A 20,882-nucleotide genomic window follows, 5' to 3' on the forward strand; every position below is an offset into this window, starting at 1 on the left:
AAATGGCGACATACATACCCCCCCTCAGTCTTTGGCGAAAAAACATAACTAATTGAATATAAAGAGATTTTTTATATGGCATGGTGTTTGCTATATGTAGTACATCGGACGAGTAATCGTTCCTCCATTTACCACACAAGGAAACACCCATGAAAAAGAATCTACTGATCGCTACCCTGTTTGCCGCTTGCGCCGCTACTGCAGCATGGGCAAGCTCTACAGATGCTTCTGCTCCTGCCGGCCTGCGTGCAGATGCAAATGATGCATCCGATGCTTCCACGCCAGCAAGCCTGCGTGCAGATGCTAACGATGCTTCCGTATCAACCAGCATTATTGCTGATGCAGCAGACGCATCCACCCCAGCAAGCCTGCGCGCCGATGCTAATGATGCTTCAGTGCCGGCCAGCATTATTGCTGAAGCAAGCGATGCCTCAACCCCTGCAAGCCTGCGCGCCGATGCCAATGATGCTTCAGTGCCGGCCAGCATTGTTGCCGATGCAACAGACGCTTCTGCCCCGGCCAGCGTACGCATTTCTTAAGCACAACAGTTTGTGCAATAAAAAAACCACGACCGGCTCGTGGTTTTTTCGTTTTTAATTCAACACCTTAAATGGCCGGCTTAGTCAGAGTACCCAGCGTAAACAGTAATCCGCTCATTGCCCGCTTAAAGGGCACCTCGCTATTTTCGGCTCTGGCCACTACATACGCGCCTTGCAGTACTGAAACGATCATTGCCGCAAGATCTGCGGTTTCAAATACATACAAAAACTCATGATTAGCCTGCCCACTGTCCAGCACATCGATAAGACGCTGCTGCAAGCCGGAAAAGATCTCATCCACTGGCTGGCGCAGCTCTTCAAGTGCAATAATCTCCGGGTCCTGGGCCAGCCGCCCCATTCTGCATCCCCGTAATACATCCCGCTCTCTTTGCAAAAAAGCCGTGATCTGGGCCAGTGCTGTGCCTTGAAAATTCAGCTCTGCATCAATCTGAGCCTGCATTTCAGCCGCGCTGCGCTGAATCGCCGCCAATGCCAGCGCCGCTTTGCCGCTGAAATGGTGGTACATACTGCCCTGGCCCGCGCCTGCCCTTTGCTGAATCGCTTTGGGGCTCATGCCCACATAGCCCCGCTCCCAAAGCAGCGCCTGGGCACTTGTAATTAAGTTTTCTTTTGCATCCATGGCTTGATTGTACAAATCAGTAGGTACAAAAGCAAATAACCCATTTTTAACACACCACAAACATCGCTTGTTTCTGTACCTACTAGTATGTAAACTATTTTTGCACATCGATCAGGAGCAAACAATGAACCACCATTTTGCAAACAAACCCGCATTGGGGCCCAATCATCGCTGGCTGGTACTCGCCACAGGAGCAGGCGCTCAAGCCAGCTTTGCCGCCACCTTTGCCGGTATTCCGGTGCTGGGGATTTTAATCAGGGCTGAATACGGCTTTTCTACTATTGAGCTTGGCTTTGTTTTGTCCTGCATGGCACTGGGTGTGGGGCTTTCTGAAATCTTATGGGGTTTACTCACCGACAAACTGGGTGACCGGCTGATTTTATTAAGCGGGTTGCTTTCGATGGGGCTGATGCTTGCACTGATGTCGCTTACGCTGACCCCGGATCACCCCATCCCGGCACAAGCTCTGGGCTTAAGCCTGATTCTGCTTGGCGCTCTGGGAGCCAGCGTGAATGCATCATCCGGCAGAGCGGTCATGACATGGTTCAGCGACGGCAAAAGAGGCTTTGCCATGAGCCTGCGTCAGACCGCTGTTCCCGCAGGCGGAGCACTGGGCGCGGCACTGCTTCCCTGGCTGGCCAATCAGTCCGGCTTTAGTGCCGTATTTCAGACCCTTGCACTCTTTTGTTTTATCAGCGCTTTTGCCACATGGCGTTACCTGCATGAAGCGCCGGCCAGCACGCACCCCACCTTGCAAAAATCAAGCCATAAATCCCCTCTGCTCCGCTTTGATATCTGGCGTCTGGCCCTTGCAAGCGGCCTGCTCACGGTGCCCCAAATGGCCGTACTGACCTTTGCCGGTGTTTTTTTGCACGATGAAAAACAACTGAGCCTGAGCAGTATTTCTGTCTTATTAGTCAGCATTCAGCTGTGTGGCGCAGCAATGCGGGTATGGAGTGGCCACTATACCGATCAGCACCGAAATCGGAACAAACTGATTCGTGTCATTGGCCTGCTTACAGGAATAAGCGCCCTGCTGCTTGCCCTGCTCAGCCACGCTCCTGCGCTCTGGGCCATGATTCTGCTTTGTATCAGCGGTGTACTTGCTCATGCCTGGCACGGCGTTGCCTACACAGAAATTGCCACCATGGCAGGCGCCTCTCATTCGGGTACGGCCCTGGGCATAACAGGTACAACCATTTTTACCTCTGCATTTCTCACGCCTTTTCTGATTCCCTACCTGCTCACCGCCAGCTCATGGGGCGGCGTATGGCTGATGGCGGGTCTGTCTGCCCTGGCTGCGGCACTTCTTCTGCCCTCAGAGCCGCGCATTCTGCCAAAACCCGTTTTAAATCAGCCCTGATCTTTCCTATGCAAACAGCCCTGCATCACTGCAGGGCTGTGGTGGCATTTTTCACATCCGTTATCGCTTACACACAGCGATACCCGGATCAGGCAAATTTAAAAAAAGCCACCGATCTTTGCAGCGATTCGGCCAGCCCCTTAAGCTGCTGAGCCGCTCTGGAGGTTTCCGCAATGGCACGGTTATTTTCTTCTGACATCAGCGCTATTTTTTCTACATTTCCCGCCACATTATTGCTGGCAACAGATTGTTCCTGCAAAGAGGACGAAATATCGCTCACCATATCCACAACCCGCACAGATGAATTACGAATTTGCACAATCGCCTCCCCTGCCTGATTAGCCGTATTTACGCCATTTTCAACCTTATCCACACTTTGCTGCATCGTGCCCAATGTCTCCTGACTGCCAATCTGAATATGACTGATCATCTCAGAAATTTCTCTTGTGGACTGGCTGGTGCGCTCAGCCAATTTACGCACTTCATCCGCCACCACGGCAAAACCACGGCCCTGCTCCCCTGCGCGGGCCGCTTCAATGGCTGCATTCAGCGCTAATAAATTAGTCTGATCAGCAATCTCTTTAATCACATTAACAATGGATGAAATTTTATCCGCATGGCCACCCAGCTCGTTCATCCGTGCTGCAGCAAGACGAACTGTTTCAGCAATACCAATAATATCGGCCACCGTGCTGCGAATAACATCGCTGCCATGATCAGATAAAGAACCCGATTCACGCGTAAGCACCTGAGCATCTCTGGCATGATCTGAAACATGATTAATGCTGACCGTCAGCTCTTCAATAATCGCCGCCATCGACGTTGCAGCATGGCTTTGCTCACTGGAAGCATGGGCCAGCTGGCCCGAGCTGGCCGCAATCTGCTCTGCAGAGGCAGCCACATCCTGCGAGTTATTCTGAATACAGCGGATAATCTCAACCAATTTGGCCTGCATACCCGCCAAAGCACGCATCAGGGCGCTGATTTCATCGCTTCCTGAAGTTTCTATTTTTTGATGTAAATCACCACCTGCCACCGCATTTGCGCTGCTTACCGCATGATGCAGACGATGAGCAATGCCCCGCCCAATCGCCACGGATGAAATCACCGAAATCACCACAGCAATCAGCGTACCCAGCCATAAAGACAAGATTGTATTTTTACGTATCGATTCATTTGCCAACTGATTAGCATCATTGGCTACCGTTGCATCTTTGGTGATTTCATCGAGCAAGTCGGCAAAAGGGGCAATTTTCGCTTTATTACCCAAGGTCATTGCAAGCGCCGCCAAATCATCCATGCTCGCTTTTTTATTATTAATTTCAGTGCGCTTTTTAATAAAGGGGTCTGCATAATCCTGTAACCACGCATTAATCATCAATTGCACTTTATCGAGGCGGGCCAGTTGTGCAGCTTCCCCTTCTGCTTCCTTACGGATTCTGGGCAACGATTTCTCATACAGGCTTTTTATTGAAGCGCGATAGGTGCTAAGGACTTTGGCCTCGCCAGTGTAGCCATACTGACGCACGGCTCCGGCGGCGCGGGCCACATCACCATAGACATTGTTACTTTCAGCAATCAGCCGCTGGCTCTTCAGGCGCGCCTCGCTGGATTCATTCAGCCGATTCAAATTAAATGCGGTCATCAGCGTTAAAACCAGCATCACCCCCACAATCAAACCAAAGCCAATGTAAAGCTTTTGAACCATGCTAAGGGCATTCATTCTGCAATCCTCGGTTAACAGGTGGTCTGATCTTTATAGCGGATCCATATGCCAAACCTGTCAACAAAAGAAATATTCTCGACGAACTGCATTAAATATCTGTAAACAACCAGCGCATTACACGAAAGCGTTTTGCATAAAAACACATCTGCTGCCCCGCTGATTAAGCAGCAGATGTAAAAGGCGCACCCTATTGTTCAGCGGATATCAAGCTCTCAAGATCAGACACTGAGCTTTGCACTGTTTTTTACATAAACAGAAAAAACCCATCCGCAAAATAAAATACGCCGATCAGACCCATTGGCCATGCCGCATACCAAATTCCCTTACGCTTAAAAAGACCTGCTACAGAGCTTAATAAAATGGCAATTTGCAAAAAAATCACTGCCAGACCAAATGGCTTGGAATGGCGCTGCGCCTGGTTGCGCTCTTCTTCTAAGGCCTTGGCTTTTTGCTGAATTTGCGCCTTTTCTTGTTCGTACTTCGTTACTTTTTCAGTGTAATCAGCCAGTACATGCTCATAGCGCTGCCTTACTTCTGGCGCAGCCTGCTCAGGCAGAGCCAGCAAATCCAGCGCCAGCTTTTCTTTTTGCAACTGATATAAATTGGCCTTCACACTTTTAGCCTGAAAAAATGCCCATTGATCAGATGCCTGAGTCTGGCTAATAATGCTGCGGGTTGAAAAACCACCGCCTTTAAAAGTAGATAAGGTTGCACATACCGCCAGAATAACGGTACTCAGCGCCAGGTAATTGAGCCAAGGGTCTTTTTTTTCTTCTGACATAGTTTACTCACATATTTTCATGGCATAGCTGCCAAACGGGGCGTCATTGAACTTGAAACAGACCCGTTTTTCAAGCCCTGCCAGACATAATCTAATCTGCAGTAAACGCCCCGCAAGTTAATTCATCTTTATTGCGACATATAGATACTGGATTCGCCGCATAGTTAGCACAGCTACTTTCTATTCACCCCTTTTTATAAAGGCGATCATATTGAAGCGCTCTGTTTATTACCTGATTGCACTGCTGATTTTTTTGCTGGAAATCGTCATTGCCCGTGGTGTTTTTGGCTATGGATTTATACGCGGCAGCCTTGGGGATATTCTGGTAATTGCACTGCTCTATGCCGTTTTTCGCGCATGGCGCAATCCGCCATTACGCAGCGCAATCATGGCCATTGCCGCTGGCTTTATCGTTGAAGGGCTGCAATATATACATCTGGTTGATTTATTAGGGCTAAAAAAAGGCAGCGTACTTTATATTGTGATTGGCAATACCTTCAGCCCTTATGATTTATTTATGTATTTAATTGGCGGCGGATTGGCATGGCTGGCGGATCAGTTTTTTTTACGGCGTACCGCCGCCCGGCATTCATCGTAAACAAGGCCATCAGGCCAGCGCCAGTTGCTGCACATGGCTGGCTGGCTCTGGCTGCCCGCCATGGCTTAAATCACAGGCAAGGCAAATTTCAATCAGATTAGGCGCAATGGCGCGGGAATACACTTTTTGCCCTTCGCTGCATTGTGGAAAATCGATGCGCTTATAACGCAAATCAGGATCACTTCTGTCCATACGCTGATCGGTACGGGCGCGGGGGGAATGGGTATAGGCCAGATTAAATACTCCATCCATAGGCCGCCCCACCTCGTGCCACTGGCCATAGGCACCGTGCGCTGGCAAGCATGGGTCAAACTCGCCATTCAGCAACTTGCCTACCGAAAATAAAAACGGTGCATCGTCTTTCAGCCGCGAGCGGTGAATCACTTTCAGTGTTTCCCCCGGGCAAAGCCGCAGCAGCCCAAGCGCCACGCCGGTTTTGGCCGTAGGCCGCCATGGGTTACCGGGATCGGCCAAGAGCGGCGGATGCACCGAGATTTCCAGCTGCTCAAACGCCATAATCGCGCCAATAGGCGAGCCATGTAAGCCAAACAGCTCCATCACCCACGGGGATCTGCAAGCATTGCCCGCCAGCAGCACATCCACCGTCTGCGGCATACCGCCGTGGCTGTTAAACGCTGCCTGCATGGCAGCAAAAAAAGCGATGGCCCCGCGCTCTATCCGTGCCCGCAGATAATCGCGCAGCTCGTTTTGCGGAATCTGAAACGCCACTTCCACCTTTTGCCCGTCACGGTTTAACAGCGGCATTTTACAAATATCGCCCTCAATCAGCCCTTCCAAATTGCCGGTTTCGCAAAAAGAGCGCAAACGCCCCATCATCACAATGCTATTGGTTTGTGCCGGCCGGGTTTTCTCCAGAAACATATCCGATCCGGCAAAATCTTCTGCGTCTTGTGGCAGGATAAACGCAATTTTATGCAAACGGCATTGTGGCAGATTGTGGCGAAAGGTAATGTAAGCCAAGTTTTCAAGCAATTGCTCGCCGCCCAGCATTCTGTCGCCTGATGCACCAAAGTGCTCGATCACCTCTTCCCAGCCCGCCTCTGCCTCGGCCGCATCGGGCAGGCGGTAATAGCCAAAATCAAAATCAGTGGTGCCGCCACCAAAATCAAATACCGCGAATGCCCGCCCTTCACCGGCAGCGCCGGGGGAAAGCTGCAGGGCTTTAAGCGCGCATGCGGCATAGGCGGCAGGCTCTGAGCCACGTTCTTCAACCCTGAATTGTGCAATATGCGGGCCATAAACAAGGCTTTCGGGCAGGCTGCGCTGCAAGCCATGATGAAAAGCACTGAGGATTTTTTCCTTGATATCGTGCGGAAAGCTCACGGGAAAAGTCATGTAATAACGCAGGAAAATGCCGCGCTGGCGCCAGTTTATAAACATCCCCAAAAACCAGGCGTAAAGCTCAATCGGGTTGAAATCGGCATAAACATCTTCCACTTGCTTGGATGGATACTGCTTAAATGGCGGCAAAATGCGCTCTTCCTGATGGATCTGATCGCTGATGCGCGTTGGAAACTCATCCTGCGTCCATTGCTTCATGCGGCTGAAAATACTGGAGATACGCTTAGGATCGGTATGGTTATCGCGCAAATGATCGCGCGCCTCGTGGGCACAATGGATATCACGCCAATCCACCAGCGGGCGGTACACCTCAGAGGTCCACGCCGCCATCAGCGCCTGCCAGTCCATCACTTCCAGCACGGTGGGGTTTTCATAATCGCTGGCCTGCGGCTGCTCCCATAAATTACTTTCGCCGATGCGCAGCAGGCGGTCGTGCGCGCCTTCTCTAAACGCCACCACCGTGCTGCTGGTGCCAAAATCAATCGCCACATTGGCGTCACGAATATCCAGCTCAGGGTTGCGTGCCCGCATCTGCCCGTCATGGCTTAAAGCAATTCTTCTGGCGCGCTTGGCATCTGCCACCGGCCACAATTCCCAAAGGCCTTTGGCCGCGTCAGAAAAAGTACTGCTGTCGATGTCCGGCAGGCGGGTGCTGATGTAATCCAGCTTACGTAATAAAGCAGGCCAGTCTGTGGCATTGCTGTTCACAGCATGAAAACCATCGTTTTCTGACGACGCTAAAGAGCGCCATTTTTTCCACGCCGTCAGCGCCGCATCAAACTTGCTGGATTTTGGAAAACGCGCATTGCTCGTCCACGCGCCCAACCATGTCCAGCCCAGCTCAAACAAGCCCTGCGGATAACTGCCAGGCCAGTCTGCGCAAAGGGTATCGTCTACCGCAATCATACTGGCCGCACCATCCGGCCCCATAAATTCATCGGGCTGATCAAGATACACGCAGCCTTTGTCGTAAAGCCACAGCGGGCAATCAAACCAGTTATATGCTTCGCAAAGCGGGAAACCCGGCGCATAGGCAATATCAATCAGCTCGGCTCGCGTGGGTAAGCGCCAGTTGGCCAGCCCTGCCCATTCAAGCTGCCGCACTTTGGCCTGAGCACGGGGTAAATCCAGCTGCGGCCCGGCCTCGGTCATTTCTTGCCAGATCAAACCCGTTTGCGGATTAAGAATCACCCCTTCCCCATCACGCCGGTACATAAACCAGTTAATCCCCGACTGGCTGAATGCATGCCAGGCCTCGCGGCGGGTTTGCAAATGGTGCAGGTATAAAAGCTGACAAGCTTTAGCGTGAGAAAAATAAAGCGGATCCATGCAGTTCATCCCAATCAGGCCACAGCATCCGGCCTGGGCAGTAATAAAACGGTATGAAGAGAAATTGACACTGCATAAATGCAGTACTCATTTAAGCAAATCCAGGCCGCCAATTTAAATATCTGCTGGCTATAAATTCACCCTGATTTGTAAGCTTTAACAATCACACTTTTAATCCGGGCACGCCGGATTTTATTTTTAGCATCCTGTTTAATTAAATATAAATATGCCAATTAAATCAAGCACTCAGCATCTGCTGATTTTTTTATAAAACTAAATTAATTACCTGACAGACACCCCAGCCATATACTTTTATAACAATACACTCCTGCGTTTTCCTTTATTTAATTGAAATACCTCCTGGAGTTACTCGTATGGCATTCACTCCGATTCAATTTAATAGATTCAAAGACCACCCCAATCTGGAATGGCTTCGCCGGCATGCCGCATCCAGCCGTGCAATTCATCAGAACACCATCAGGGTAAAAATCGAAGAAGCGATTCGCTCTGCTTATCCGGATCGCGCTACCGAAGACAATATCCGCTGGGTAGCACAAAAAACAGATACACCATGGGGCAGCCCTTATCGCCCGGCTGAGCAGTCATTGGGCCTGGTACATCAGCAGGCCGCAGCCGAAATTGAAGGAAACGACGCACAAATGGCACAGGCAGTGCGTATGGTTTTCAATAAAACCGCGGATGGACGCTCTGCCCCCGGCACAAGCGGGATTAACCATATTCATGTGGGCGGCAATGCACAGCTCAATTTGCTTTTTGATTTAGCCAGCGCCACCATTCTTGGCGTAGTTAACGGCCATATGGATGGCCAGATGAAGCCTGCAATTCGCACAGAAAGCGCTAAAGTCGCCAGCCGTAAAGGCGGGCCTGCCATACAGATGAAAGTATCGGGCAATACTGTCAGCCGGGCCTGAGCACAGAGGGGTGAAACTGCGGTTTTTCACCCCCTTCTTCTTCCCTGCATTTTCCTGAACACCACTTCAGCAATACGCAAGCAATCTACAGATCAATCCAGGCACAAACTTACCTTAATCATCTTTGATATGGCGCTTATCCCCCTTTAAACAGAAGGAGCCGTCAACTACACTTAAGATGTTGTTATTGCAGGATGATTTTAATGAAAGCCCTTTTTATTCCTGTGGTTCGCTTTGTGTCTGTATTGCGCTTTGCACAAAAATTTGTCCTGATCGCTTTTGTGTTAGCGATCCCCACCATTTATATGCTCAGCCTGATTTTATTAGGTTTTAGCAAAGACCTGACCACCACCCGGAACGAGCATCTTGGTTTGCAATACGCCACCCAGCTGCGGGATGTGATGACCCTGACACAAAGCCATCGCGGCTTAAGCTCATCTTATTTGCAAGGCAAAACCGATTTTGGCCCGGATATCGTGGCCAATGAGCAAAAGCTGAAAACCGCCATTCAAAACACGGATGCCCTGATTAATCAAAATCACTTCCCCAGCTTAAACTCAGGCTGGGCGCTGCTGAAATCCCAATTAGAATCATTAACTGCCAGCTGGAAGCAAAACCAGCCCGCAGAAAACTTCAGCGCTCACACCGGGCTGATTGATCAGACGATTAAGATTACCGGCGATCTGGCGCATCTCTCCGGGCTGACGCTTGATCCGGAAACAGACAGCTACTACCTGCAGGACGTGTATTTCTCCCAGCTGATTCCGGCAGCTGAAGCACTTGCCAAAACCAGGGGCCTTGGTGCGCGCCTTGCCACTGCAAAAACTGCCAAACCAGATGAAATCGCGCAAATGAATACCCTTGGCGCCATCATCGCCTTATCTGCAGACCCCATGAAAGAAAAACTGGCCCGCACCAGCGCAACTCAGCTTCTCAGCGAAGCAAAATCTCTGGCAGAGCTGATGCATGCCGATCATGCCTATCTGCTTAAAGCCTTTGCAGATACCGAAATCAGCGTCGATCCTAAAGCCCACTTCGCCCGCATTACCGCATCCATTGAACAGGTCAGCGCACTGACCGGGCATATTTTTGAATCAATCAATGCCTCATTAAGCCTCAGAGAGCAAAGCATTGAGCAAAGCAGACAAATGATGATGGCATTAACAACATCCATGCTGCTGCTGGGGGGCTATTTGTTTATTGGCACCTATCTCTCTATCCATGGCGCAGTCAGAACACTGCGCCGTGAGGCAGAAGCCTTTGCCAGCGGCGATTTATCCCGCTTTGTGCAGCTGGATGTAAAAGATGAACTGGCCGAAGTGGGCGATAGTTTTAATACCATGGCCCAAAGCCTGCGGCAAATTATTCAGCATATTCACCACAACACGCAGGCTGTTGCCCGTGCCGCACAGCAGCTCAATCTCAATGCCGCATCCATGCAGAAAGCGTCTTTATCTCAGGCCAATGCATCGGGCGAAATGGCTGCAGCTATAGAAGAAATGTCGGTCAGCATTTCTACCGTGTCTGAACACGCGGCTTCATCTGAAGATCAGGCACACAGCGCGCAGGACGAAGTCGATCAGGGCCAGCAACTGATGCAAGATGTATTAACTGAAATTATTGAACTGTCAGCCAACCTGGAAACGCTGGGCGGCAATGTAGACAGCATGAAAATACACTCTGGCGAAATAGGTAAAATTGTGCAGGTCATTAAAGAAATTGCCGATCAAACCAATCTGCTGGCGCTGAATGCCGCCATCGAAGCCGCACGCGCGGGGGAGCAAGGCCGGGGATTTGCGGTGGTGGCCGATGAAGTTAGAAAACTGGCCGAAAGAACCGCGTTATCAACAGGCGAAATCACCTCACTGGTAGAAACCATACGTCACGATACCGATGCCGCTGCAAAAGGCATGGAAGTGGCGCGTCAGGAAATGGAGCGGGGCAGCCAGCGGGTAGAAAAAGCCACATATGCCTTTGCCCATATTAAAGACAGCAGCAAAGCCGAGCTGGATGCAGCGGCCGAAATCAACACCGCCATGGCCGAGCAAAAAACAGCCAGCCAGACTGTCGCCCAAAGTGTTGAACAAATTGCCCGCATGGCTGAAGACAACAGCGCACGCGCCGACCAGAATTCTGCCCTCTCCACCGATTTACAGCGCAGCGCAATAGAGCTGGACAGGCTTGTTTCACAATTTAAGCTGGAATAAACCGGTTTTTTAATACTGGATTCACATCGCGCACACCCAGCTAAGGCCTGCTGACGAGATAACGCTGCTGAATCTGCTTTAAAGTACCGTCTTTGATCAAATCTTCAAGCGCCTGCTGAAACGCCTGAAAAACCTGCTGGCTGACACTGACACGGCTGAAGGCAAAATAAGCCTCCTGTGTCGGCCATTCCTGAGCGAGCGGCGCCAGCTCACCGGCCAGCTTTAAATCGTAAATGGCCGCCTGAGTGGCAAATAAATCGCCCAGCAGCAGATCGACCCGCCCATGCTGAAGCTTAATTAAATTGATCGCCATCGTGGGCGCAACGTCCACAGTTACGCCCGCTGGCGGCGTTTTCAGCCACTGATCCAGCGCCACGCCGTAACTATCTCCACGGGAAACTCCCAGCGCCACAGGCCCAAGCTTACTTAATCCGGCCAAGGTATTAAAAGACCAGCGCCCATCTTTTTTACGCACAAAAAAATGCACACTGCTTGGGCGATAGGCCAGAGAAAACAGCATCGTGCGTTCGCGCTCCGGCGTTTTCAGCACCTCCATCGCTACATCCGCCTTACCCTGCGCCAGCTCATTTAAAGTGCGCTTCCATGGCATTTTTGCAAACTGCAAAGGACAATCCACCCGTCTGGCCAACGCCTGCAGCACCTCCACAGCCAGCCCCTGCATCCGGCCCTTTTCATCCTGAAAATGATAAGGCGGCCATGTATCCCAACCCACAATCAAAGGCCGCGGGCAGGGGCTGGCCGCAAAGAGGCTGCTGCTGAACACCAGCGCGCACAGTATGGCGGACACCTTGCATCGGTAAACCATCATCCAACCTGCTTACAAAATGGGAAAGTGATGACATCAAAGACATAAACATCCATCAACAGCCACTTTAGAGCACACACTGCTGGCAAAGCAATGGACCAAAAAAATGAGCCACCCAATAACTTGGGTGGCTCATAAGAAACACGCAGCTCAGCGGTATACACCCCTGACATAAAAACGAAGCCCTGACACAATTCAGCCCTTCACCCCGCCCGAAGTCAGGCCGGAAACCATCCAGCGCTGGGCGAACAGGAACAGCAGGCTGATCGGCAGACCAGACAGAATGGCGGCGGCGGCGAAATCACCCCACAGGTAATTCTGGGTGTAGAGATAAAGCTTGGAGCCTACCGCCAGCGTCATTTTATCCTGCTCGTGCAGCAGCACCGATGCAACCGGGTACTCGATGATGCCGCTGATAAAGGCCAGCAAAAACACCACAAATAAAATCGGCACGGCCATAGGCAAAAGCACGTAGCGGAAAGATTGAAACGCGGAGGCACCATCGACTCTGGCGGCTTCTTCGATCTCGACAGGGATGGTGTCAAAATAGCCTTTAATCGTCCAAATATGCAGGGCAATACCACCGGCGTAAGCCAGCACTAAGCTACCGTGAGTATCGATGCCCAGCCACGGCACATAGTTGCCGATTTCATCAAAAATGGCATAAATGGCAACCAGCGACAGCACAGCCGGGAACATTTGTAAAAGCAGCAGCGCATTCATGCCAAACACACGGCCACGGAATTTAAGCCGGGCAAAAGCATAAGCGCAGCTGGTAGACAACAGTAAGATCACCCCCGCGCTGATAAAGGCCACTTTCACCGAGTTAAACAGCCAAAGCAACACCGGAAACTGCGGCTTAATCAGCACACCATCGCCATCCACATAGCTAAAACCCAGAGCCAGCTTCCAGTGTTCCAGGCTAATGGTGTCAGGAATCAGGCTGCCAGCCGCAAAATTACCCGGCCGCAGCGAGATGGAAATAATCATAAAAAACGGAAATAAAATCAGCAGCAAAAAAGCGATCAGCGCAAGGTGAGCGCCCAGCACCCGCCATTTATGTGAACGATCCAGCACCATGGCCATTATCGTTTCTCCTCTTGATTAACACGGGTCAGTTTTAAGTTAATCAACGACAGCACCGCTACCAGCGCAAAAATCACCGTAGAAATCGCCGCAGCCAAGCCAAAATTTTGCCCCGAATCCTGAAATGCCAGGCGATAAGTGTATGAAACCAGAATATCGGTGGTGCCTGCTGGTACTTTGCTGTCAATAAAATCTGGCCTGCCATCGGTAAGCAAGCTAATCAGTACAAAGTTATTAAAGTTAAACGCGAATGAAGCAATCAAAAGCGGCATCATGGGCTTCAGAATCAATGGCAGCGTAATTTTAAATAAATTAGTCAGCGGGCCTGCGCCATTAATGGCCGATGCTTCGTATAAATCGCTGGGGATGGATTTAATCAAGCCGGAGCACAGCAGCATAATGTAAGGATAACCCAGCCAGGTGTTTACAATTAAGATCATTGCCTTGGCATTGAACGGGTCTGAAAACCAGGCGGGCCGCAAGCCAAACATGCCATTAAGCACCATATTGATTTCACCAAAGCTTTCATTAAATAAGCCCCGGAATACTAAAATTGAAATAAAACCCGGCACAGCGTAAGGCAAAAACAGCAGGGTGCGATACACCCCGCGAAAACGCAGTGCTTCCCAATTCAGCACCACCGCCAGCACCATACCCACTACAAAGGTAAACACCACGGTCAGAAAGGCGAATAAGACCGTCCAGCCAAAGATTTTAAACATCGGCCCCTGGAAGTCGTCACTGGCAAAAATCCGTGTGAAATTACTAAAACCCACATTCACTTTAAAACCCGGAATCAGGTTTTCACCTGCGGCCGTTTCATAAAAGCCAGTTTTAAAATTGGGCTTAATCAAAGAACCATCCTGGGTATTACGCAGGCTGCCATCGGCATTCTTTTGATATAAAAGCTGGGTGGGCGAAAACTGGCTGAGGCTGCTTAAACGCCATGGCTGGGTTTGATTGGGCAAAGTGACGCGCAGCGCTTTTAAGGCTGATTGTTTGGCAATCACCGTTTTGATTGATTCTTTTTCGGGCAGGTTTTCAGTGCCCAGTGCTTGCAATTGCAGCTGTTGTGGTTTGTTATCTTGTAATTTAATCAGCGGGGAAACCCAGCTCTGCCCTGCTTCATCGCTTAATTTAAGCCGGTATTGCCCGCCAGCCTGATGCAAAGAAAACGCCATGCCTGCGCCATCTGCCGTGGTGGTTTCGCTCAGCATATAGGCCGTTACGCGATCAAAACTCAGCAGATTGCTTGAGCTGTAATTTGTAAAACCAATGCCAGTGGTATACACAGCAGGAAAAACAATAAACACCAGCACCGCCACCACGCCCGGATAGAGATAACGGTAAGCGTAAGCCTTGGGCGATAAAAACACCCAGGCGCTCGCGGCCATCACCACCAAACCACCCACGGCGCTCAGCGTATGGCCTGCCTGATAAACGCCCAGCAGCAGCCACAATCCCGCCATGAGCAACACCACACCCAGCGAAGCCAGCAGCCAGCGCATATTCAATCCGCCCATTCTATTTTCCTTCGGCGCAAAAACCAGCTGCGCCCTTGCTATTAAATAAGTACGCAAATCTGCAAATCATAAAAAAATACAAAATGTAGGGTAAGCCCGTTGTTATGCCCACCCTGCAAATTTTTTCCCGCGCCCTGCTCCATCTCAACGCGGTAAATCACGCCTTACTTGCTAATAATCCGTGCCGCCGCAGCATCCAAGCCCTGCTTAGGGGTTTGGCGGCCTTGCGTTACGTTTTGCAGCGCTGATTTCAATGAAGCCCAGAAGCGGCCCATTTCCGGGATATTAGGCATAGGCTGGCCCGCTTTGGCCGATTCCATCGAGGCTTTGATTGCCGGATCAGATTTCAGCTCGTTAAAGAAAGCTTTATTGGCGGGCACGCCCAAAGGCACATCGGTATTGATGGTTTTAAGGCCTTGCACGGTGAGCATATGGTTTTCTAAAAACTCTACCGCCAGCTCTTTATTTTTGGATGAGCGATTCAGCATGGCACCCAATACACCCACAAACGGTGCGCCCGGTTTGCCATTAACCGATGGAATCGGCGCTACGCCCCAGTTAATTTTGCTCTTTTTCAGATTATCCCAAGCCCATGGACCGTTGATCATCATGGCGATTTTGCCCTGATTCACACCCGCTTCCATATCAGCGTAAGTGGCGCTTTTTGGCATGACGCCAGTTTTAATCATTTTATTAATGGTTTCTAAGCCCGCAATTGCACCGGCATTGTTAACGCCCGCATCTTTCGCATCGTAAGACCCATCGCCCTTAGGCTTAAAGGCATACGCGCCGCCTGCTGCCAGCAATGGCCAGCTAAAATAGGGCTCGCCGTAATCCCACAGAATGGCTTTTTTGCCCTGAGCGGCCAGTTTTTTATCCAGCGCCATCACATCATCAAAGCTCTTAGGCGGCACAGGCACGAGGTCTTTGTTGTAAATCAGCGCCAGCGCTTCAATGGCAATCGGGTAACCCCATTGTTTACCATTCACAGTAAAGGCTTTCCAGGCCAGCGGATCGATCTCGGCCTGCACTTTTTTGGATGGCGTAATCGGGCTAAGCAAGCCTGCCGTCATCCACTCGCCAAGGCGATCATGCGGCCAGATCCAGATATCCGGGCCTTTGCCCGCAGCGGCCGCCTGCTGAAATTTAGAAGGCGCATCTTCGGGATGCTCCACCACCACCTCTACCCCAGTGGCCTTAGTGAACGCTGCACCCACCTGCTCGATGCCCTTATAGCCCTTATCGCCATTCACCCAAATCACCAGCTTATCTGCAGCAAAAGCAGGCCCGGCAAAAGAAATCGCGACTGCAGCTGCGATGGCAGAAACTGCAAACTTGCCAAACTGGCGGCGTGTTGTATTCATAAACCCTCCAAAAAACCAAGCAAAGCCCTTGCCAGAAAAATACCCGGCGCAGGCAAAATAAAGCTGCAATTTTTAAAAAGCCAAATGATTATTCGGCCAGTGGGTGAAGACGGCGCATTGCGCTGCCATCGGCTTTAAACAAAAACCCGTGCTCCGGCTTAAAGTACAGCACGCTGCGCTCGCCCGGTTTCGAGCTATACAGCGCAGGCATACGGGCCACAAAGGTATCCCGCATACCGGGTACTTCTAAATACAACATGGATGCCTCACCCAGCTGCTCCAGCGCCAGCGTGATACCACTCAGCGCATTACTGCCCGCAGCTGCTGCAATGTTTAAATGTTCGGGGCGCACGCCTAGTGTGACTTCGTCACCAATTTTTGCACCTGACGCATCCACTGTTACCGCATGCTGGCTGCCATCCGCTAAAGCAACCTTTACGCTGCCATCATCAATCGCGGTAATTCTGGCGCTTAAAGTATTCATTTTTGGCGAGCCAATAAAACCCGCTACAAACAAATTATCTGGCTGGTAATACAACTCAACCGGCGTGCCAACCTGCTCTACCTGCCCGGCACGCAACACCACAATCCGGTCGGCCAGCGTCATGGCTTCGGTCTGATCGTGGGTCACATAAATCATGGTACTGCCCAGCTCGCGGTGTAAACGGGCGATTTCGATACGCATTTGTACCCGCAGCGAGGCATCCAGATTAGACAGCGGCTCATCAAACAAAAACACCTTAGGCTTTTGCACAATGGCGCGGCCAATCGCCACCCGCTGCCGCTGCCCGCCCGACATATCGCGGGGTTTGCGATGCAATAAAGGCTCAATTTGCAACACCTTAGCCACCCGCTCTACCAGTGGCGTGTACTCAGCTTTCTTCATACCTGCCAGCTTCAGGCCAAAGGCAAGGTTTTCAAACACATCCATATGCGGGTACAGCGCGTAGCTCTGAAACACCATGGAAATGCCGCGTTTAACCGGCGGCAGCTCGTTCACGCGCTGGCCATCGATGCACATTTCACCATCGGTAATGTCTTCCAAGCCCGCAATCGTGCGCAGCAGTGTCGATTTACCGCAGCCTGATGGGCCGACAAACACGATAAATTCGCCATCTTTGATTTCTAAATCGATGCCATGAAGGGTATACACCGAAGAAAACGCTTTTTTAATGCCTTTTAATGAAACAGTAGCCATACCTTACGCCTCAGCGCGGGCAATCAGCGCGCCCCAATGATCAAACTCAATCACGCCTGACTTAATACTTGCGCCACTCAGGCCCGCATCGGCCAGCAGCGTGAGCTTGTCTTTACACGGCAGCGATTGACGACTTTCAGATAAATTAAATACGCACAGCCAGCGCTCACCATTGAGGCTGCGGCTAAAGGCCAGCAGCGGCTCAGGTGCATCCACAAACTGAATATCGCCCTGCCAAAGCACGGCTTGCGTCTTACGCCAGCAAATAAAATGGCGATAAAAGTTTAAGGTGGATTCTGAATCACCCTCTTGCACACTGACGGCCAGCTGCTGGTGTGATTCAGGCACCGGCAACCAGGGAGCGCCGGTACTAAAGCCCGCAGCGGCAGCATCATGCTGCCAGGGCATCGGTGTGCGGCAGCCATCGCGGCCTTTAAATTCCGGCCACATGGCAATACCGTAAGGATCTTGCAATAGCTCAAAGGGAATATCGGCCTCGGTCAAGCCCAGCTCGTCCCCCTGCCACAAGCAGGCCGAGCCTCTGAAACACAGCAGCATCGCCAGCATACTGCGCGAAAATCGTGGGTTCTGGCTGTTATTGCCCCAGCGGCTGAGCACGCGCATCACATCATGATTGCCGATCGACCAGCAGCCCCAGCCATCGCCAATGCGCTTTTCAAGGTCTTCAATTTGCTTGCGGATATATGCAGCCGTAAAGTCTTTGGTCAGCAAATTAAAGCTATATGCCATATTCAGCTTATCGCCGCCTGTGGTGTATTCGGCCATCACTTTCAGGCTGTCGTCATCACCCACTTCACCCACGCTCATTGCGCCGTATTCATCCAGCAAAAGACGCACGCGTTTTAAGAAAGCGATGTTTTCTGGCTGAGATTTATCATGCACATGCGATTGAAAGCCGTAAGGATTATCCGGGCTAACTGTCTTGGTATCTTTACTTTTAGCGGGCGGATTATTACGCAGCTTGCGGTCATGAAAATGGAAATTACACGCATCAAAACGAAAACCATCCACACCACGCGCCAGCCAGAAACGAATCGCTTCTAAAATGGCGTCCTGCACGGCAGGGCAATGGAAGTTTAAATCGGGCTGGCTGCTTAAGAAATTATGCAAATAATACTGGCAACGGCGGGTATCCCAAGTCCATGCCGGGCCACCAAACACAGAGAGCCAGTTATTTGGCGCAGAGCCATCGGCCCTGGCATCGGCCCACACATACCAATCGGCCTTGTCACCTGTGCGGCTTTGCCGGCTGTCTGTAAACCAAGCGTTTTGATCTGAGGTATGCGAGAGCACCTGATCGATCATTACTTTTAAGCCCAGCTCATGTGCCTTGGCCAGCACCGCATCAAAATCGGCCAGCGTGCCAAACAGCGGATCAACCTGACAATAATCGCTGACATCGTAGCCAAAATCTTTCATCGGCGATTTAAAAAACGGACTAATCCAGACCGCATCCACCCCCAGCGCGGCGATATAGGGCAATTTGCCGAGCAAGCCCTGCAAATCGCCCACGCCATCGGCATTGGCATCTGCAAAGCTGCGTGGATAAACCTGATAGATGACAGCACCACGCCACCATTCACGATCTGTCTTGAGCATGACTCAATCCATTTTAAAATTCCAGGCAAAGCCCGGAGGGGTTCAACACGCTAAGCCAGCCTGAACACACTGTTCGGGCTGACTTAGCACTTAAATCTTATTTAAGACTGCACCAGCCCAACTTACCACCACACTTCGGCCTGAGCGCCAAAGGTGAAGCCGCTGAGGTCATTACCAAACGGGCCATTGGCCGACAGCGGATTGTTCACCGCTTTCAGGCCAGCCGCTTCCTGTGCGGCTTTATCCCACTTGGCGTAAGTTGCAAAAAAGCGCAGTTGCGGACGGCTGAAAAAGCCCTTTTCCGGCTGCACCAAAAACGCTGCCGTGGTTTTTAAGAGATTACGGGCATCGCCCTCTTCTGGCTTAACGCGGTCGTAACCTACCTCAATCGCCGCGCCCAGGTTATCGGTAAACATATAGGCCGGGCGCACACCAAACGACATCCATGTCTGGCCTTTGCCTGTTGCAGCCGGGTCCGTTTTTTGCCATATAGCCGCCATCATGCCGAAGTAGCGGCTGTTTTCTGGCTGCCACATCAGTTGCTCAACCACGCGATACGCTTTATCGCCCGAATCGGCGTTTACATTTGGGTAGCCACCCGCAAAGCTGGAAATATTGCCCTTGGCGTATTGCAGGGCAATCTTGTTAAAGCCACCAAACACAGCACTTTGCGTGTGCATCAGATTCAAGCCAAAGCCATCGGTGGCCTTGCCCTGATCTTTGTCGGCCTTATTAGCAAAGCGCAAATCAACGCCCACCGTCAGCTCACCATTGGTGTTCACTTTAATGCCAGAAAGGCGGAAATCGTGGCCGGATACGCCAATTTTCCGATCCAGATTTTCAATACTGGTATCGGATGTGGTCACGGTATTCTGACGCCATGCGTAGGCAAATTTGGCGAAACCCACGTCTACATTTTCAATACCAGCGCCAGGGCCGGAGTTATCCCAGAAGTAAAAGTCATTGATATGCACATCCTGGCGGTCATAAAAACGCTTGCCCGCCCACAGTTTGCTCTCACCCAGGCCTACGCCTTCGGCCGTGACATACATTTCACGGAAAGCAAACTCGGCAGACTTACCAGAATCGCTTTCCCAATCCTGAAACTGTCTGGCAGAAATCGCCAGACGCGATTCAACCCTGAAACGCGTGCCGGTTTCTTTTTTCTCAAATACATTGCCGCCTAAAGCCAGCTCTGCATAGGTTTCACACTCATTCCCCAAGCGATACTTTGATCCAGCACCATCAAGCTGAAAACAGGATTGCGATCCGCCACCTGTGGCATTAGAGCCAATACCGCTGCGCGCATAGCCATGAAAATCGACTGGCATTGCCAGTGCACTGCCTGCCAGCCCGAGGCCGCAAACGGCCAGCGCTAACTTTGCCGGTGCAAAAATCTGATTTACTGATTTGAACTTCATCTCATCTTTCCCCTGTATAGGTACGGCCATGCAGCTAAAACGAATAAGCCACCTTGTAGTAAATCAACAAACTGCTACAAAACAGCAAATCACATTGGCAAGGCAGATCAAAAGCGCTTTTAAGCCATCGTTTTATTTATTTTAAACGGTTTAAAAGCGATAAAAACAAAGCCATCCACGTTTTCCAAAGCGGTTTGGATTTGATTTTTCGTAAGTTAATCCAGGGCACTACACACTGTAAACTACATTAATAACCCTATTTACAATATTCATACATCATTAAAACGGCCATTTATTTGCGCCGCAGCCCAAGCTACGGGCAATAAAAATGCCCGCCTCCTTACAAAAGAGACGGGCAATCAATAAA

General features: G+C 50.9%; 16 protein-coding genes. 5 read left to right on the forward strand and 11 right to left on the reverse strand.

All coding sequences use genetic code 11. From position 1 onward, the window contains the following. The first annotated feature begins 149 nt into the window (after positions 1 to 149). Positions 150 to 539, forward strand: coding sequence for a hypothetical protein (locus tag HA050_RS08960; RefSeq protein WP_166824841.1), 390 nt, complete (start codon positions 150 to 152; stop codon positions 537 to 539). Between the two features lie 67 nt (positions 540 to 606). Here HA050_RS08960 and HA050_RS08965 read toward each other — a convergent pair whose 3' ends face one another. Further along, positions 607 to 1,179: a TetR/AcrR family transcriptional regulator gene (locus tag HA050_RS08965; protein ID WP_166824843.1), complete on the reverse strand. Its 573-nt coding sequence runs from the start codon at positions 1,177 to 1,179 to the stop codon at positions 607 to 609. Positions 1,180 to 1,303: 124 nt separating this feature from the next. On the opposite strand from HA050_RS08965, the gene HA050_RS08970 reads away from it, so the two are divergent. Next, positions 1,304 to 2,542 carry an MFS transporter gene (locus HA050_RS08970; protein ID WP_166824846.1) on the forward strand — a complete coding sequence of 413 codons (1,239 nt, stop codon included), beginning with the start codon at positions 1,304 to 1,306 and terminating at the stop codon, positions 2,540 to 2,542. Positions 2,543 to 2,630: 88 nt separating this feature from the next. Here HA050_RS08970 and HA050_RS08975 read toward each other — a convergent pair whose 3' ends face one another. Beyond that, entirely contained in the window at positions 2,631 to 4,265 is a 1,635-nt protein-coding gene (locus tag HA050_RS08975) for a methyl-accepting chemotaxis protein (RefSeq protein WP_166824849.1), read from the reverse strand. Positions 4,266 to 4,512: 247 nt separating this feature from the next. Next, complete coding sequence (locus HA050_RS08980; protein WP_166824852.1) at positions 4,513 to 5,049, reverse strand: DUF4337 domain-containing protein; 537 nt, start codon at positions 5,047 to 5,049, stop codon at positions 4,513 to 4,515. A gap of 211 nt (positions 5,050 to 5,260) precedes the next feature. On the opposite strand from HA050_RS08980, the gene HA050_RS08985 reads away from it, so the two are divergent. After that, positions 5,261 to 5,647 (forward strand): ribosomal maturation YjgA family protein, encoded by a 387-nt coding sequence (locus HA050_RS08985; protein ID WP_205836369.1) that lies wholly within the window; start codon positions 5,261 to 5,263, stop codon positions 5,645 to 5,647. A 9-nt stretch (positions 5,648 to 5,656) separates the two neighbouring features. Here HA050_RS08985 and HA050_RS08990 read toward each other — a convergent pair whose 3' ends face one another. Beyond that, positions 5,657 to 8,338, reverse strand: coding sequence for a hypothetical protein (locus HA050_RS08990; protein WP_166824855.1), 2,682 nt, complete (start codon positions 8,336 to 8,338; stop codon positions 5,657 to 5,659). A gap of 374 nt (positions 8,339 to 8,712) precedes the next feature. Between HA050_RS08990 and HA050_RS08995 the strand changes: the two genes are divergently transcribed. Further along, positions 8,713 to 9,270, forward strand: coding sequence for a hypothetical protein (locus tag HA050_RS08995; RefSeq protein ID WP_166824858.1), 558 nt, complete (start codon positions 8,713 to 8,715; stop codon positions 9,268 to 9,270). Positions 9,271 to 9,473: 203 nt separating this feature from the next. Next, a complete protein-coding gene (locus HA050_RS09000; protein WP_166824861.1) occupies positions 9,474 to 11,477 on the forward strand; it encodes a methyl-accepting chemotaxis protein in 2,004 nt (667 codons plus the stop codon). 40 nt (positions 11,478 to 11,517) lie between these two features. Here HA050_RS09000 and HA050_RS09005 read toward each other — a convergent pair whose 3' ends face one another. From HA050_RS09005 to HA050_RS09035, 7 genes are all read right to left on the reverse strand, one after another. After that, on the reverse strand, positions 11,518 to 12,306 hold the full coding sequence (locus HA050_RS09005) for a substrate-binding periplasmic protein (protein ID WP_166824863.1): 789 nt from the start codon (positions 12,304 to 12,306) through the stop codon (positions 11,518 to 11,520). Between the two features lie 192 nt (positions 12,307 to 12,498). Next, entirely contained in the window at positions 12,499 to 13,389 is an 891-nt protein-coding gene (malG, locus tag HA050_RS09010; RefSeq protein ID WP_166824866.1) for a maltose ABC transporter permease MalG, read from the reverse strand. Continuing rightward, on the reverse strand, positions 13,389 to 14,912 hold the full coding sequence (gene malF, locus HA050_RS09015) for a maltose ABC transporter permease MalF (RefSeq protein WP_205836370.1): 1,524 nt from the start codon (positions 14,910 to 14,912) through the stop codon (positions 13,389 to 13,391). Before malF ends, malG begins: the two co-directional genes overlap by 1 nt. Positions 14,913 to 15,076: 164 nt before the next feature. Continuing rightward, positions 15,077 to 16,276, reverse strand: a complete 1,200-nt coding sequence (gene malE, locus HA050_RS09020; protein ID WP_166824869.1) for a maltose/maltodextrin ABC transporter substrate-binding protein MalE — start codon at positions 16,274 to 16,276, stop codon at positions 15,077 to 15,079. An 88-nt stretch (positions 16,277 to 16,364) separates the two neighbouring features. Continuing rightward, complete coding sequence (locus tag HA050_RS09025) at positions 16,365 to 17,474, reverse strand: ABC transporter ATP-binding protein (RefSeq protein WP_166824872.1); 1,110 nt, start codon at positions 17,472 to 17,474, stop codon at positions 16,365 to 16,367. Between the two features lie 3 nt (positions 17,475 to 17,477). Then, entirely contained in the window at positions 17,478 to 19,094 is a 1,617-nt protein-coding gene (locus HA050_RS09030; RefSeq protein ID WP_166824875.1) for an alpha-glucosidase, read from the reverse strand. A 122-nt stretch (positions 19,095 to 19,216) separates the two neighbouring features. Beyond that, on the reverse strand, positions 19,217 to 20,515 hold the full coding sequence (locus HA050_RS09035; protein WP_166824878.1) for a maltoporin: 1,299 nt from the start codon (positions 20,513 to 20,515) through the stop codon (positions 19,217 to 19,219). Between the last annotated feature and the right edge of the window lie 367 nt (positions 20,516 to 20,882).

Source organism: Iodobacter violaceini, from assembly GCF_011601265.1.
Taxonomy (GTDB): domain Bacteria; phylum Pseudomonadota; class Gammaproteobacteria; order Burkholderiales; family Chitinibacteraceae; genus Iodobacter; species Iodobacter violaceini.